Annotated in this window: 14 protein-coding genes; 8 read left to right on the top strand and 6 right to left on the bottom strand. The window is 67.6% G+C overall.

Going from position 1 to position 15100, the window contains the following annotated elements; all coding sequences use genetic code 11:
* Nucleotides 1-80: 80 nt before the first annotated feature.
* The gene (locus LMA02_RS14880) at nucleotides 81-617 is read right to left on the bottom strand and encodes a TlpA disulfide reductase family protein (protein WP_228905823.1); all 537 of its coding nucleotides are present in this window, start codon (nucleotides 615-617) and stop codon (nucleotides 81-83) included.
* 160 nt (nucleotides 618-777) lie between these two features.
* On the opposite strand from LMA02_RS14880, the gene LMA02_RS14875 reads away from it, so the two are divergent.
* Entirely contained in the window at nucleotides 778-1350 is a 573-nt protein-coding gene (locus tag LMA02_RS14875; RefSeq protein ID WP_228905821.1) for a hypothetical protein, read from the top strand.
* Nucleotides 1351-1683: 333 nt separating this feature from the next.
* Here the strand turns inward: LMA02_RS14875 and LMA02_RS14870 are convergent, their stop codons facing one another.
* Nucleotides 1684-3282 carry a YifB family Mg chelatase-like AAA ATPase gene (locus LMA02_RS14870; RefSeq protein ID WP_228905820.1) on the bottom strand — a complete coding sequence of 533 codons (1599 nt, stop codon included), beginning with the start codon at nucleotides 3280-3282 and terminating at the stop codon, nucleotides 1684-1686.
* Nucleotides 3283-3530: 248 nt separating this feature from the next.
* Nucleotides 3531-3782, bottom strand: a complete 252-nt coding sequence (locus LMA02_RS14865) for an accessory factor UbiK family protein (protein ID WP_006489451.1) — start codon at nucleotides 3780-3782, stop codon at nucleotides 3531-3533.
* 356 nt (nucleotides 3783-4138) lie between these two features.
* Here LMA02_RS14865 and LMA02_RS14860 point away from each other — a divergent pair, with 356 nt between their 5' ends.
* The 7 genes from LMA02_RS14860 (at nucleotide 4139) to ptsP (ending at nucleotide 11556) form a co-directional block, all read left to right on the top strand.
* Nucleotides 4139-4477, top strand: a complete 339-nt coding sequence (locus tag LMA02_RS14860) for a P-II family nitrogen regulator (protein WP_006398175.1) — start codon at nucleotides 4139-4141, stop codon at nucleotides 4475-4477.
* A gap of 33 nt (nucleotides 4478-4510) precedes the next feature.
* On the top strand, nucleotides 4511-6019 hold the full coding sequence (locus tag LMA02_RS14855) for an ammonium transporter (protein ID WP_228905817.1): 1509 nt from the start codon (nucleotides 4511-4513) through the stop codon (nucleotides 6017-6019).
* 242 nt (nucleotides 6020-6261) lie between these two features.
* Nucleotides 6262-7551, top strand: a complete 1290-nt coding sequence (gene gshA, locus LMA02_RS14850; RefSeq protein ID WP_044848231.1) for a glutamate--cysteine ligase — start codon at nucleotides 6262-6264, stop codon at nucleotides 7549-7551.
* 25 nt (nucleotides 7552-7576) lie between these two features.
* Complete coding sequence (gene gshB, locus LMA02_RS14845; RefSeq protein ID WP_228905815.1) at nucleotides 7577-8533, top strand: glutathione synthase; 957 nt, start codon at nucleotides 7577-7579, stop codon at nucleotides 8531-8533.
* A 231-nt stretch (nucleotides 8534-8764) separates the two neighbouring features.
* Nucleotides 8765-9235: a PTS sugar transporter subunit IIA gene (locus LMA02_RS14840; protein WP_006752076.1), complete on the top strand. Its 471-nt coding sequence runs from the start codon at nucleotides 8765-8767 to the stop codon at nucleotides 9233-9235.
* A gap of 74 nt (nucleotides 9236-9309) precedes the next feature.
* Nucleotides 9310-9579, top strand: coding sequence for an HPr family phosphocarrier protein (locus LMA02_RS14835; protein ID WP_006752075.1), 270 nt, complete (start codon nucleotides 9310-9312; stop codon nucleotides 9577-9579).
* Between the two features lie 201 nt (nucleotides 9580-9780).
* A complete protein-coding gene (gene ptsP / locus LMA02_RS14830) occupies nucleotides 9781-11556 on the top strand; it encodes a phosphoenolpyruvate--protein phosphotransferase (RefSeq protein WP_228905814.1) in 1776 nt (591 codons plus the stop codon).
* A gap of 80 nt (nucleotides 11557-11636) precedes the next feature.
* Here ptsP and LMA02_RS14825 read toward each other — a convergent pair whose 3' ends face one another.
* The 3 genes from LMA02_RS14825 to gpmA form a co-directional block, all read right to left on the bottom strand.
* Nucleotides 11637-12389: a HesA/MoeB/ThiF family protein gene (locus LMA02_RS14825; RefSeq protein WP_228905811.1), complete on the bottom strand. Its 753-nt coding sequence runs from the start codon at nucleotides 12387-12389 to the stop codon at nucleotides 11637-11639.
* A 104-nt stretch (nucleotides 12390-12493) separates the two neighbouring features.
* Nucleotides 12494-14035, bottom strand: a complete 1542-nt coding sequence (locus tag LMA02_RS14820) for a S41 family peptidase (RefSeq protein WP_228905809.1) — start codon at nucleotides 14033-14035, stop codon at nucleotides 12494-12496.
* A gap of 273 nt (nucleotides 14036-14308) precedes the next feature.
* Nucleotides 14309-15055 carry a 2,3-diphosphoglycerate-dependent phosphoglycerate mutase gene (gene gpmA, locus LMA02_RS14815; protein ID WP_166725796.1) on the bottom strand — a complete coding sequence of 249 codons (747 nt, stop codon included), beginning with the start codon at nucleotides 15053-15055 and terminating at the stop codon, nucleotides 14309-14311.
* Nucleotides 15056-15100: the final 45 nt, after the last annotated feature.

Here is a 15100-nt window from a genome sequence, read left to right as displayed (position 1 = left end):
AAACGAACGGACCGCAGTGCGGTCCGTTGTGCGGAGCAGGGCTGCGTGCACCCTGCGAGCGGAGAATCGAGTGGCGGCGCTCAGGCCGCGTTGCTGTCGAGCGCCTTCTTGAGCAGCGCGTCGAGTTCCGCGAACTGCGGTGCGCCGACGTAGCGCTTCAGGATCTTGCCATTCTTGTCGACGACGAAGGTCGTCGGCGTGAGCTGCACGTTGCCGAACTGCTTCGCGACGCTGCCGTCGTCGAGTGCGACCTTGAACGGCAGCTGGCGCGTCTGCGCATAGTTCGCGACGTACATCGGCGGATCGTAGTTCATCGCCACCGCGACGAATTCCAGTCCCTGACCCTTGAAGCGATTGTAGGTCTCGACCATCTGCGGCATTTCCTGCATGCAGGTCGCGCAGCTCGTCGCCCAGAAGTTGACGAGGTAGACCTTGCCCTTCAGGTCGCCGGCCGTCGATACCTTCTGGCCCGACAGCAGCGTGAACGTGGCGTCCGGCACGCTGGACTTGCCGTTGAACGCAAAGAAGCCGGCAACGGCGATGGCCGCGACGACGACCGCCGCGACGATATAGCGGGCGGGGCCGGTGCGGCGCTGGGCGGAAGGCGTGGTGTTCATCTGGTGCTCTCGGAGTCGGTCGATGACGCGGGTCGATGCAAAGGACGTCGAAATTCGGCGCTCATTTTAGCGCGAATGCGCGGCACGCACCGGCGGCCGCCACGGATCCCCGGTGTCAGCCTTGGCGGATAATGGCCGTTTTGCCTGTTCGATCCCCGCCATGCCGAAGGAAGTCATCGATTCGTTGCGTCCCCTTTTTCGTCCGCTGCGACACTTCGCCGCGCTCGCGTGCGTGAGCGCCGCGCTGGCCGCGTGCTCGCCATCCTATGACTGGCGCACGTTGCACAACGACGCCGGCTATACGATCGACCTGCCGGCGAAACCGACCGTCGAGGACCACCCGGTCGCGGTCGGCGGCGCATCGATGCCGATGCGGATGCAGGCCGCGCACGTCGACGGCGCGGTGTTCGCGGTCGGCACGCTCACGCTGCCGGACGACCGCGACGACACGCGCCGCGCGGCGCTCGAGTTCCTGCGCGCCGGGCTGTCGCGCAATCTCGAAGGCGCGCCGCGGACGGCCTCGGTGCCGGTGCCGCTCGCGGCCGGCGGCGCGGTGAACGGGCTCGAGCTGCGGGTCGCGGGCGCGGCCAGCGGCGGCGATCACGCGCACAAGACGATCGTTGCGCGGCTCGTGGCGCGCGGCCGGCATGCGTATCAGGCCGTCGTGATCGCCGACGGGCCGCTCGCGCAGGAACAGCTCGACCAGTTTTTCGGCTCGTTCAAACTGGACTGACACCGGTCGGCGAGGGCGCTATGACACGCGGTGACAACTGAAAGTTCATTCGCAGCTTTCGACGCTAATCTCCGGATTTTGCGGGGATTTTTCAGCTATCCACAGCGCATGTGGATAACTTTGTTGAAAAGTTGGGCGAATCTCGCGCAAAGCCGCGCCGGACGGCCTTCCGGTACATTTGACAACTGCCGCGCCCTTTGAGAAAAATCAATAGAAACAATGGGATACGAATTTCGAGGTGACAAGACGCTCGCGAGCGGCGATCCGGGGCCAGATTCGCGAAATTGTGCATAAGTCAAGTCTTGACAGCCGCATTTTGTCCTCCGATGGCGCTTATAGCGCCGTGAGCGCGCGCCGGTAGCGGATCGCCTCGGCGATCTGCGCGGCCGTGGGCAACGGGTCGCCGGCCAGGTCGGCGATCGTCCGCGCGACCTTCAGCACGCGGAAATACGCGCGCGCCGACCAGCCGAAGCGCTCGCCGGCCTCGCGCAGCAGCCGCTCGCCGTCGTCGGTCGGGCGGCACAGGTCGTCGGTCTCGCGACCGCTCAGCATGTGATTCGTCTTGCCCTGCCGTTCGAACTGCAGCGTGCGCGCCTGGGCGACCCGTGCGGCGACCGTGGCGCTCGATTCGCCGTGCGCCGTCGCGCGCGCGGCGAGTTCGGCCGGCGACAGCGCGGGCAGGTCGATCTGGATGTCGATCCGGTCGAGCAGCGGCCCCGACAGCTTGCGCAGGTAGCGTGAGGCGACGTCCGGCGAGCAGCGGCAGCGCCCGGACGGATCGCCGTGCCAGCCGCACGGGCACGGATTCATCGCGGCGATCAGCTGGCACGCGGCGGGGAAATCGGCCTGCTGCGCCGCGCGCGAGATCGTGATGCGGCCGACTTCCAGCGGCTCGCGCAGCATTTCCAGCACGTGCCGGTCGAATTCGGGCAGCTCGTCGAGAAACAGCACGCCGAGGTGCGCGAGCGTGATCTCGCCCGGCTGCGGCGGATTGCGGCCGCCTACCAGCGCGGCGGCGCTCGACGAATGATGCGGCGAGCGGAACGGCCGCCGCCGCCACTGCACGGGCGAGAAGCCGATGCGGCTGGCGGAAAGGAGCGCGGCCGACGTCAGCGCCTCGTCGTCGGTCAGCGGTGGCAGGAGGCCCGGCAGCCGCGCGGCCAGCATCGACTTGCCGGCGCCGGGCGGCCCGATCATCAGCATGTGGTGTCCGCCCGCGGCGGCCACTTCGAGCGCGCGCCGGGCGCCGCGCTGGCCGATGACGTCCGCGAGATCGGGCGCGGCTGGCGCCGGCTCGCCGTCGAGGCAGGGCGCCGCGACCGGCGCGAGCCGCGCGTCCGGCGCACCGGCGAGGTGCGCGCACAGCGCGGGCAGATCGGGCGCGCCGAACACCGTGACGCCCGGCACGAGCGCGGCCTCGGCGGCGCTGTCGAGCGGCAGGTACAGCTCGGGCGGGCGCGACGCGGCCGCCGGGCCGGACATCGCGCCGGGCCGAGCGCCGGAACCGACGCCCGATCCGGTTTCACCCGCGCGCCAGTCGCGTGCCGCGCCGCACGCCATCGCGAACGCGCCGCGCATCGGCCGCAGCGCGCCGGTCAGCGACAGCTCGCCCGCGAATTCGCGGCCGGCCAGCGCGTCGGCCGGGATCTGGCCGTTGGCGGCGAGGATGCCGAGCGCGATCGGCAGGTCGAAGCGGCCCGACTCCTTCGGCAGGTCGGCCGGTGCGAGGTTGACCGTGATGCGGCGCACGGGGAATTCGAATCCGCAGTTCTGCAGCGCGGCGCGTACGCGCTCGCGGCTTTCGCGGACTTCGAGATCGGGCAGGCCGACGATCGAGAACGACGGCAACCCGTTGGCAAGATGGACTTCGACGGTGACGTCCGGCGCGCGGCCGGCCGCCGGCGCGCGACTGCGCACCACGGCGAGCGACATGGCGAGGCTCCTGTAAATGAATCGGACGGGCAACGGCCGTTCAGGGCCGCATGCCGCGGGAATCGGAGGAATCGGTGCGCGCTTGCCGGCGTGGCGCGGGAAAGAACGAGGAACTACGAAGAGCGAGGAACTACGAAGAGCGGGGGGACTGCGAAGAACGACGGAACGGCTTGCTAGTTGGCCGACTGGCGGGGGCGGGCGCGGGCCGCACGAGGCGGCCCGCGCCCGGACCGGTCGGTCAGGGGGCGTCAGGCCTGGGGCGCTGCGAGCTTCTGCTCGAGTTCCGCGACGCGCTTTTCGAGTTCCTCGAGACGCACGCGGGTGCGGGCGAGCACCTGTGCCTGCGTGTCGAACTCCTCGCGCGTGACGAGATCGAGTTTCGAGAAGCCTTGCGACAGCATGGCCTTCACGTTGCGCTCGACATCCTTGGCCGGCGAGTTTTTCAGCAGGTCGCTGACGCGCGACTGCAGGTCGTTGAAAACATCGCTGGGTTGCTTCATGAGATATCCCTTCCTTGCACAAAAAATGTGCATCTTCAGTTGCGTACGTGCCCATGATGCACGCATGACCGGAAATGGTGCGCCCGTGGCGCGAATTCCGGGCATGGCGCCCGCATGGGTGAATGGCCCGGTGAACCGGGACGTGCGTGCACTCTAGCAACGATCCTTTCGGCGCGCCAGCAAACCGGGCCCACGTTGACCGTTCGGCCGGGCTTCCGCACCTTTCAGCGGGTGATGCGCCCCCCTTTCGGAGCCGTTCGAGACGGTCCTCGCGCAAACATGGCATGCGAGTTGCTGGGAAGAGACCGTCACACCATTCCAACCAATTCGACGGGACCACCCAGCGAGAGGACTTCATGAAACTGATTACCGCAATCATCAAGCCGTTCAAGCTCGATGAGACGCGCGAAGCGCTCTCCGCGCTCGGCGTCTCGGGCATCACGGTGACGGAGGTGAAGGGGTTCGGGCGCCAGAAGGGGCACACCGAGCTGTACCGTGGCGCCGAATACGTGGTCGATTTCCTGCCGAAGATGAAGATCGAGGCGGCCGTGTCCGACGATCTCGTCGACCAGGCGGTGGAAGCGATCGAGCGGGCCGCGCGCACCGGCAAGATCGGCGACGGGAAGATCTTCGTCACGCCGATCGAGCAAGTGATCCGGATCCGGACCGGGGAGACCGGCGCAGACGCGCTGTAACAGACAAAGACAAGCAACAAGAGGAAACCCGAGATGCGCAAACTTCTGATGTCCCTGCTGATGGCCGGCTCGCTGATCGCGGCCGGTGTCGGCCCCGCGCTCGCCGACGACGCGGCCTCGGCCGCGGCTGCGTCCGCGCCCGCCGCAACGGCGTCCGATGCAACGGCAGCCGCTTCGGCCGCTTCGGCCCCGGCCGCCACCGAGGCATCGGCGCCTGCCGCTGCCGCCGCCCCCGCGTCGGCCGCCGACGCATCGGCTGCCGCGGCTGCGTCCGCGCCGGCCGCACCCGCCGCGCCGACCGCGCCGTTCTCCGTCGATTCGTCGAAGATCAGCGCCGGCGACACCGCGTGGATGCTGACGTCCACCGCGCTCGTGCTGTTCATGACGATCCCCGGCCTCGCGCTGTTCTACGCGGGCATGGTCCGCAAGAAGAACGTGCTCGCGACCGTGATGCAGAGCTTCGCGATCACCGCGGTGATCACGGTGCTGTGGACGGTGGTCGGCTACAGCCTCGCGTTCACGCCGGGCAACGGCTTCATCGGCGGCCTGTCGCGCGTGTTCCTGCACGGGATGACCTACGTGAAGGGCGACAAGGCGACCACGCTGACCGTCAGCCACCTGGCGACGACGATTCCGGAATCGGTCTACTTCGTCTACCAGATGACGTTCGCGATCATCACGCCGGCGCTGATCTGCGGCGCGTTCGCCGACCGGATGAAGTTCTCGGCGATGCTCGTGTTCATGACGCTCTGGTCGCTGATCGTCTACGTGCCGATCGCGCACATGGTGTGGGAGCCGACCGGCTGGCTGTCGGCGGACGGCGTGCTCGACTTCGCGGGCGGCACGGTGGTGCACATCAACGCCGGTATCGCGGGCCTCGTGTCGTGCCTGATGCTCGGCAAGCGCGTCGGCTTCGGCCGTGAATCGATGGCGCCGCACAACCTCGTGCTGACGATGATCGGCGGCTCGATGCTGTGGGTCGGCTGGTTCGGCTTCAACGCGGGTTCCGCGGTCGCGGCCGATGGCCGTGCCGGCTTCGCGATGCTGACGACGCAAATCGCGACGGCCTGCGCGGCGCTCGGCTGGATGTTCGCCGAGTGGCTCACGCACGGCAAGCCGTCGGTGCTCGGCATCGTGTCGGGTGCGGTCGCGGGTCTCGTCGCGATCACGCCGGCGGCCGGCTTCGTCGGTGTGCCGGGTGCGCTCGTGATCGGCATCGCGGCAGGCGTCGTGTGCTACTGGTCGGCGACGTGGCTCAAGTCGAAGCTCGGCTACGACGATTCGCTCGACGCGTTCGGCGTGCACGGCGTGGGCGGGGTGCTCGGCGCACTGCTGACCGGCGTGTTCGCGGTCAAGGACATCGGCGGTTTCGACGGCAGCCTGCTGCTGCAGGCGAAGGGCGTGCTGATCACGCTGGTGTACAGCGGCGTGCTGAGCTTCGTGCTGCTGAAGTTGATCGACCTGACGATCGGCCTGCGCGTGAGCGAAGAGGAAGAGCGCGAAGGCCTCGACGTGGTGCTGCACGGCGAGCACGTCGAATAAGTCGTACGGATGACGGCGGGCCGCCGCGCAGACGGCGCCCGCCCCGAATGAGCGCAGCGATTTCGGCCCGCCACCCGGCGGGCGTTTTTTTCTCCTGCCTCCTGCCGCCGCAGCGCATAACCCTTCGACCTATCGGGTCAATAGCCGAAAACTTCCTCCAAATCCTTGTGAAGCCGGGAACAATCCCCAAATGGGCAAAGCAATTGCTCTACAATCTTCATTCTCCCGCTCGCGAGTGATTCATGGTTCCCCACCTCGTTACCGCGTTGAACGGTCCGCTGCTCGAACTCGAGCAGAAGATCCTCGACGCGACGCCTGCGATCGAACGCTGGTTCAGGCTCGAATGGCAGGAACACACCCCGCCGTTCTATTGTTCGGTGGACCTGCGCAACGCCGGCTTCAAGCTGGCGCCCGTCGACGCGAACCTGTTCCCCGGCGCATTCAATAATCTGCCGTCCGAAGTGCTGCCGCTCGCCGTCCAGGCCGCGATGGCCGCGATCGAGAAGATCTGCCCGGACGCGAAGAACCTGCTCGTGATTCCCGAGCTGCCGACCCGCAACGCGTTCTACCTGGAAAACGTCGCGCGGCTCGCGACGATCATGCGCCAGGCCGGCCTGAACGTGCGCTTCGGCTCGCTCGATCCGAGCATCACCGACATGACGCCGATCACGCTGGCCGACGGCCAGAAGATCGTGCTCGAACCGCTCGAGCGTTCGCAGCGCCGCCTCGGCCTGAAGAATTTCGATCCGTGCTCGATCCTGCTGAACAACGACCTGTCGGCCGGGATTCCCGCCGTGCTGGAAAACCTGCACGAGCAGTACCTGCTGCCGCCGCTGCACGCGGGCTGGGCCGTGCGCCGCAAGTCGACGCACTTCTCGTGCTACGACGACGTCGCGAAGAAGTTCGCGAAGATGGTCGGCGTCGATCCGTGGATGGTGAATCCGTATTTCGCGCACGTCGAAGGCGTCGACTGGCAGGCGCATGAAGGCGAGCAGGCGCTCGCCGACGCGATCGACGGCGTGCTGAAGAAGATCGCGCGCAAGTACCGCGAATACGGGATCAGCGAAAAGCCGTACGTCGTCGTGAAGGCCGACGCGGGCACTGCCGGGCGCGGCGTGATGACCGTGCACGATGCGGCCGAGATCGGCCGCATGTCGAAGGCCGAGCGCGCGCAGATGGCCGAGTCGAAGGCCGGCCTCGCGGTGCGCGACGTGATCGTGCAGGAAGGCGTCTATACGTTCGAGCGCGTCGGCGACGAAGTCGCGGAGCCGGTCGTGTACATGATCGACCGCTACGTGGTCGGCGGCTTCTACCGCACGCACGGCGGCCGCGAGCGCGACCAGAACCTGAACGCGCCGGGCATGCACTACGTGCCGCTCGGCTTCGAGCACACCGCGCTGCCGGATGCCGGCGCCAAGCCGGGCGCCGCGCCGCCGAACCGCTTCTACATGTACGGCGTCGTCGCGCGCCTGTCGCTGATCGCGTCGTCGATCGAACTGGAAAAGACCGATCCCGAAGCCATCCAGGTGTAACGGCTTCGCTACGTACAGGACCCGCATGGACATTCTCTTTATCGCCGACCCGCTCGAGCGCTTCAAGATCTACAAGGATTCGACCTACGCGATGATGGCGGAGGCCGCGCGGCGCGGGCATGCGATCTACACATGCCAGCCGCACCAGCTCGCGTGGACGGGCTCGGGCGTCGAGGCGGACGTGCAGCGCGTGACGATCGTCGGCGACACGACCGACCTGCATCGCCATCCGTGGTACGAGGCAGGCGCCCATGAATCGCGTCAGATGACGTCGTTCGGCGCGGTACTGATGCGCAAGGATCCGCCGTTCGACATGGAGTACGTGACGGCGACCTGGATGCTCGAGCTGGCCGAGCGTGCAGGCGCACGCGTGTTCAACAAGCCTCAGTCGATCCGCGATCATTCGGAGAAGCTCGCGATCGGCGAGTTTCCGCAGTTCGTCGCGCCGACGCTCGTCACGCGCGACGCCGCGCGCTTGCGTGCGTTCCACGCCGCGCACGGCGACGTGATCGTGAAGCCGCTCGACGGGATGGGCGGGATGGGTGTGTTCCGCGTGAAGGCCGACGGGATGAATCTCGGCGCAATCATCGAGATGCTCGGCCATGACGGCACGCGCTCGCTGATGATTCAGAAGTTCATCCCCGAGATCACGGCCGGCGACAAGCGCATCCTGCTGATCGCGGGCGAGCCGGTGCCATATTCGCTCGCGCGGATCCCGCAGGGCAGCGAGGTGCGCGGCAATCTCGCCGCGGGCGGGCTGGGCGTCGCGCAGCCGCTGACGCCGCACGACCGCGAGATCGCCGCGACGCTCGGGCCGGTGCTCGCCGCGCGCGGGCTGCTGCTGGTCGGGCTCGACGCGATCGGCGACTGGCTGACCGAGGTGAACGTGACGAGCCCGACGTGCTTCCGCGAAATCATGGAGCAGACGGGTTTCGACGTCGCCGCAATGTTCATCGACGCGCTGGAGCGGGCGGCCGCGTAGCCCGCTTCGCGCGCAATTCCGGCGGCGGCCGCGCAGGCCCCCCGTCGCCGGAGCGGTTCGACCGGCCTGCTACAATGCCCGCTTGCCCGGTGCCGCGACCAGCGCGCCGAAGGCCCGGCGGTCGGGCCGAAACCGTTGCAAGGCTGAACATGAAACGATTCCCGCACTCGCTATGCTCGTGGCCCCGCCGCGAGGCGTCGGCCCGCCAGGGGCGGCCGGAGGCGGTCTGACATGGCCGGGATTCTGATCATCGCGCACGCGCCGCTCGCCACCGCGTTGCGGGACTGCATCGCGCACATCTACGGCGGCGTGCCCGCGCGCATCGGCTGTATCGACGTGCTGGCGGACAGCGACCCCACCCAGGTGATGGCGTTCGCGCATGCGGAGCTCGCGCGGCTCAGGGAAGAGAACGGCGTCGTCGTGCTGACCGACATGTACGGCGCGACGCCCGCGAACATCGCGGGCCAGCTCGCGAAGCTCGACAACGTGCGCGTGTTGGCGGGCGTAAACCTGCCGATGCTGGTGCGAGCCGTCTGCTACCGTACCGTGCCGCTCGACAAGCTCGTCGACAAGGCGCTGTCCGGCGGCGCGAAGGGCGTCCATGAAGTGGCGGCCGGCACGCCGCCGCCGCCGACCGAAGCCGGCTGCGGCCAGTGCGCGCCGATTCCGCCCGAGCCGCAACCGCGCACCGAATCGCACTGACCGACCCGTTTTCCGTTTTAGACCGATCCGCCGACGCACGTCACCGGCGGCCTCGACCGACCCGACCGAGAATCATGCTTCAACAAGAAACCACCATCGTCAACAAATTGGGGCTCCATGCACGCGCATCGGCCAAGCTTACGCAACTGGCCGGCAACTTCCAGTCGGAAGTCTGGATGACGCGCAATGGGCGCAAGATCAACGCGAAAAGCATCATGGGCGTGATGATGCTCGCGGCGGGCATCGGCAGCTCGGTGACGATCGAGACCGAAGGTCCCGACGAGCGCGAAGCGATGGATGCGCTGCTCAAGCTGATCGCGGACAAATTCGGCGAAGGTCAGTGATCCCCGCGCGGGATCGTTGCCGTTTCGGAGCAGAATGCCGCGTTTTCCGCGGCATTTTTTTCGTCCCGAGAATTGGTGCGGAAAGAACAATGCTGCGGTGCATGCAGTCAGCACGGAGGTACGGAATTTATAATCGCTAACCGGGGTCATAAGCGCATCGCAGCGGTGTGCCGCGGCTTTACTTGTACAGAGGAGGTGCGCGTGTCCTTCACGCTGCATGGCATTCCCGTCTCACGTGGTATCGCGATCGGGCGAGCGTATCTGATCGCGCCGGCGGCGCTCGACGTCGTCCATTACCTGATCGAGGCGAACCAGATCGACGCCGAGGTCGAGCGTTTTCGCACGGCGCGCGAGGTCGTGCATCGCGAACTCGAGGCGCTGCGCGCCGACCTGACCGACGACACCCCGAGCGAAGTGGGCGCGTTCATCGACGTGCACGCGATGATCCTGAGCGACGCGATGCTCGTGCAGGAAACCATCGACCTGGTGCGCACGCGCCGCTACAACGTCGAATGGGCGCTGACCGAGCAGCTCGAGCTGCTCACGCGCCACTTCGACGACATCGAGGATGAATACCTGCGCGAGCGCAAGGCCGACATCGAACAGGTGGTCGAGCGGGTGCTGAAGGCGCTCGCCGGCGCGCCGTCCGCGTCGCAGGCGCTCGGTCGCGCGGCCGCGCGCGGCCAGAACGAAATGATCGTCGTCGCGCACGACATCGCGCCGGCCGACATGATGCAGTTCAAGTCGCAGTCGTTCCAGGCGTTCGTCACCGATCTCGGCGGCCGCACGTCGCACACGGCGATCGTCGCGCGCAGCCTCGGCATTCCGGCCGCGGTCGGCGTCCAGCATGCGAGTGCGCTGATCCGCCAGGATGACCTGATCATCGTCGACGGCGACCAGGGGATCGTGATCGTCGATCCCGCCCCGATCGTCCTCGAGGAATATTCGTACCGCCAGTCCGAGAAGCTGCTCGAGCAGCGCAAGCTGCAGCGCCTGAAGTTCTCGCCGACGCAAACCATGTGCGGCACCAAGATCGAGTTGTACGCGAACATCGAGCTGCCCGACGACGCGAAGGCCGCGGTCGAGGCCGGCGCGGTCGGCGTCGGGCTGTTCCGCTCCGAGTTCCTGTTCATGCATCAGAAGGAGATGCCGGAAGAGGAGGAGCAGTTCGCCGCGTACAAGCGTGCGGTCGAGTGGATGAAGGGCATGCCGGTGACGATCCGCACGATCGACGTCGGCGCGGACAAGCCGCTCGAGGCGCTCGACGAAGGCTACGAGACGGCGCCGAACCCCGCGCTCGGCCTGCGTGCGATCCGCTGGAGCCTGTCCGAGCCGCAGATGTTCCTCACGCAGCTGCGCGCGATCCTGCGCGCGTCCGCGTTCGGGCAGGTGAAGATCCTGATCCCGATGCTCGCGCACGCGCAGGAGATCGACCAGACGCTCGACCTGATCCGCGAGGCGAAGCGCCAGCTCGACGACGCGGGGCTCGCATACGATCCGAACGTGCGCCTCGGCGCGATGATCGAGATCCCGGCTGCGGCGATCGCGCTGCCGCTGTTCCTGAAGCGCTTCGACTTCCTGTCGATCGGCACCAACGACCTGATCCAGTACACGCTCGCGATCGACCGTGCGGACAACGCGGTCGCGCACCTGTACGACCCGCTGCATCCGGCGGTGCTGCATCTGATCGCCTATACGCTGCGCGAAGCGAAGCGCGCCGGCGTGTCGGTGTCGGTGTGCGGGGAAATGGCGGGTGATCCGGCGCTCACGCGCCTGTTGCTCGGGATGGGGCTCACCGAATTCTCGATGCACCCGAGCCAGTTGCTGGTCGTGAAGCAGGAGATCCTGCGCGCGCACCTGAAGGCGCTCGAGAAGCCGACGGCCGACGTGCTGGCCGCGTTCGAGCCCGAGGAAGTGCAGGCGGCGCTCAAGCGCCTGGCGGTCGCGGAACCGCGCGCGGACGACGCGGCCGCCTAGGCGACGCGGGCCGCGCCGTGAAACCGCCGCGAAAGTCGTGAAACCTCACGCATGCGCCGTTCGGCGCATGCTCGCGCGCGTCAGTGCCGGCCCTGGCACACGGGGCAGTCGGCCTGGCGCGCGATCTTCATCGTCGTCCATTCCATCCGCAGCGAATCGAGCATCATCAGCCGGCCGTTGAGCGTCGTGCCGATCGCGCCGATCACGCGCAGCGCCTCGGCGGCCTGCATCGCGCCGATGATCCCGACCGTCGGCGCGAACACGCCCATCGTCGCGCACGCGACTTCCTCGAACGGCTGGTCTTCCGGAAACACGCACGCGTAGCAGGGCGCGGCCGGGTCGCGGAAGTCGAACGTGCTGATCTGGCCGTCGAAGCGCAGCGCGGCGCCCGACACGAGCGGCACGCCGTGCGCGACGCACGCGCGGTTGATCGCATGGCGCGTCGCGAAGTTGTCGGTGCAGTCGAGCACGACGCTCGCCCGCGGCACGTGCTCGTCGAGCCACGCATCGTCGACGCGCGCCGCGACTGCATGCACGGTCACTTCCGGGTTCAGCCGCGCGAGCGTTTCGCGTCCCGATTCGACCTTGCTGCGGCCGACCGAGGCCGTCACGTGCAGGATCTGGCGCTGCAGGTTCGTGAGGTCGACCGTGTCGGCGTCGACCAGCGTGATCGTGCCGACGCCGGAGGCCGCCAGATACATCGCGGCCGGCGAGCCGAGACCGCCCGCGCCGACGACGAGCGCATGCGCGTCGAGGAAGCGCTGCTGCGCCTCGATGCCGATTTCGTCGACGAGGATGTGGCGGGAGTAGCGAAGGAGTTGATCGTCGTTCATGGGAAGTCGTGAGCGAGGCGGCGGACGTAGCGTTATTTTAGGCGCGCATGAAAAACGGGCCATCGCGGTCTTCCCGCGATGGCCCGTCGGATGCCGGCCGGCGCTTACTGCGGTGCCGACGCGGGCTTCGGTGCGGCGGCCTTCGCGCCCGACGCCTTCGTGGGCGTCGCGGCCTTGGTGGCCGGGCTCTTCGTCGTGCTCTCGGCGAGGCGCGACTTCGATTCCTGCACCGGCTTGCCTTCGAGCTTGTTGAGCGCCTGCTGCATCATGAAGTCGTCGGCGCTGCCGAACTCGATCGGCTTGCGATCGCGGTCCTTCTGGCGTTGCTCCGGCGTCTTCTTGTCGTTCTGCTCTTCGAGGACGCGCAGCTGGTCCATCCGGCGCTGCTCGCGCTCTTCCTGTTCCTTCTTCTCGTTCGGGTCCTGCGTGTTCGCGAGGTGGTTCGTGTAGTCGACCTCGCGCGTCACGAGCACGTCGTCCGGATCGCCGTCCGCGTACTGATCGACCGGCACGTCGGGCGTGATGCCCTTGTTCTGGATCGAACGGCCGCTCGGCGTGTAGTAGTAGGCGGTCGTCAGGCGCAGCGCGGTGTCGGCCGTCATCGGACGAACCGTCTGCACCGAGCCCTTGCCGAACGTCGTCTTGCCCATGATCTGCGCGCGCTTCGAATCCTGCAGCGCGCCGGCGACGATTTCCGACGCGGACGCCGAGTACGCGTTCGTCAGCACGATCATCGGCACGGTCTTGAAGACCGGCGGCAGGTTCTTCAGCGGATCGCCGTCGAAGGACGGCAGGCGGTAGTTGTCATAGGTGTCGCGGTAGACCTGCTTCGAATCCGGGATCTGGCCGTTGGTCGACACGACGACGGAGTCGGGCGGCAGGAACGCGCCGGCGACGCCGACCGCGCTCTGCAGCAGGCCGCCGCCGTTGTTGCGCAGGTCGACGATCAGGCCCTTCAGGTTCGGCTGCTGGCGTGCGATGTCCTGCAGCTTCGCGGCGAGATCGGGCGTCGTGCGCTCCTGGAAGCTCGTGATCCGGATGTACGCGTAGCCCGGGTCGAGCAGTTTCATCTTCACGCTCTGCACGCGGATGACCGCGCGCGTGACCGTGACCGGGAACGTGCGGTCGTCGCTCTTGCGGAAGATCGTCAGCGTGACCTTGGTGCCCGGCTCGCCGCGCATCTGCTTGACGGCCTTGTCGAGCGTCATGCCGCGCACCGGCTTGTCGTTGATGCGCGTGATCAGGTCGCCCGGACGGATGCCGGCGCGGAACGCGGGGGTATCCTCGATCGGCGAGATCACCTTGACGAGGCCGTCTTCCTGCGAGATCTCGATGCCGAGACCCGCGAAGCGACCCTTGGTCTGCTCCTGCAGCTCGTCATAGTCGGTCTTGTCGAGGAACGACGAATGCGGGTCGAGGCTCGACACCATGCCCTTGATCGCCGCCGTCAGCAGCTTCTTGTCGTCGACCGGCTCGACGTACTCGCGTTTGATCTGGCCGAACACTTCCGCGAACAGGCGGAGCTGGTCGAGGGGAAGCGGCGCCGTGGCGGTTTGCTCGGCCGACGCCGAAACCTGCAGCGTGGCGAACACGCCCGTGGCGAGGCCCGCGGCAATCAGGCCGATGTTCTTCAATTTCATTCGCATAGAGAGTCTGGTGCGGTCGGGAAGCGCGTGGCGGTAGCGGGGATGTAGCGGACAAGTATAACTGTTCGTCCGAATACTCAGTGGAACGCTGCGGAAATGGTCCAGGCCCAGCGGTCCCGAGGCCCAGGGCCCCCGGGCCCTGGCCGGGCGCCGCCGGACGCGCAGCGGATTCGAAAGCGGATTCGACAGCATCGGGGCTGCGAAGGTTCGCGCCGCGCGCCGGGGCGGGCCGGACCGGTCGCGCGCGACGCGGCCGGCCCGGCGTGACGGGCGTCAGCCCGCCTTGCCCTGCTTCGCGACGGCGGCCTGCGCCTTGGCGATCGCGTCCTGGTCGCCCAGGTAGTAGTGCTGGATCGGCTTCAGGTCTTCGTCGAGTTCATACACGAGCGGCACGCCGTTCGGGATGTTCAGGCCGACGATGTCGCTGTCCGAGATGCCGTCGAGGTACTTGATCAGCGCGCGCAGCGAGTTGCCGTGCGCGGCGATCAGCACCTGCTTGCCGGCGCGGACGGCCGGCGCGATCGATTCGTTCCACAGCGGCAGCACGCGCGCGACCGTGTCCTTCAGGCACTCGGTGAGCGGCAGCTGCTCGCGCGGCACCTTCGCGTAGCGCGGGTCGTTGAACGGCGCGCGTTCGTCGGTCGGCTCGAGCGCGGGCGGCGGCGTGTCGTAGCTGCGGCGCCACACGAGCACCTGGTCGTCGCCGAACTTGGCGGCCGTTTCCGCCTTGTTCAGGCCCGACAGCGCGCCGTAGTGGCGCTCGTTCAGGCGCCACGAGTGGACGACCGGCAGGTACATCAGGTCCATCCGGTCCTGCACGTGCCACAGCGTGCGGATCGCGCGCTTGAGCACCGACGTATACGCGATGTCGAACGTGTAGCCGGCCTCCTTGAGCAATTCGCCGGCCTGGTAGGCTTCGTTGCGACCCTGTTCGGTCAGGTCGACGTCGACCCAGCCGGTGAAGCGGTTTTCCTTGTTCCACGTCGATTCGCCGTGGCGGATGAGAACGAGTTTGTACATGGATCTTGCGGTCGGTAGTGATAGGGAAGCGGGGCGCGTCGCGCG

It is taken from the genome of Burkholderia sp. B21-005 (assembly GCF_020843965.1).
Taxonomy (GTDB): domain Bacteria; phylum Pseudomonadota; class Gammaproteobacteria; order Burkholderiales; family Burkholderiaceae; genus Burkholderia; species Burkholderia ambifaria.
This window is presented reverse-complemented; position numbering and strand designations above follow the sequence as displayed.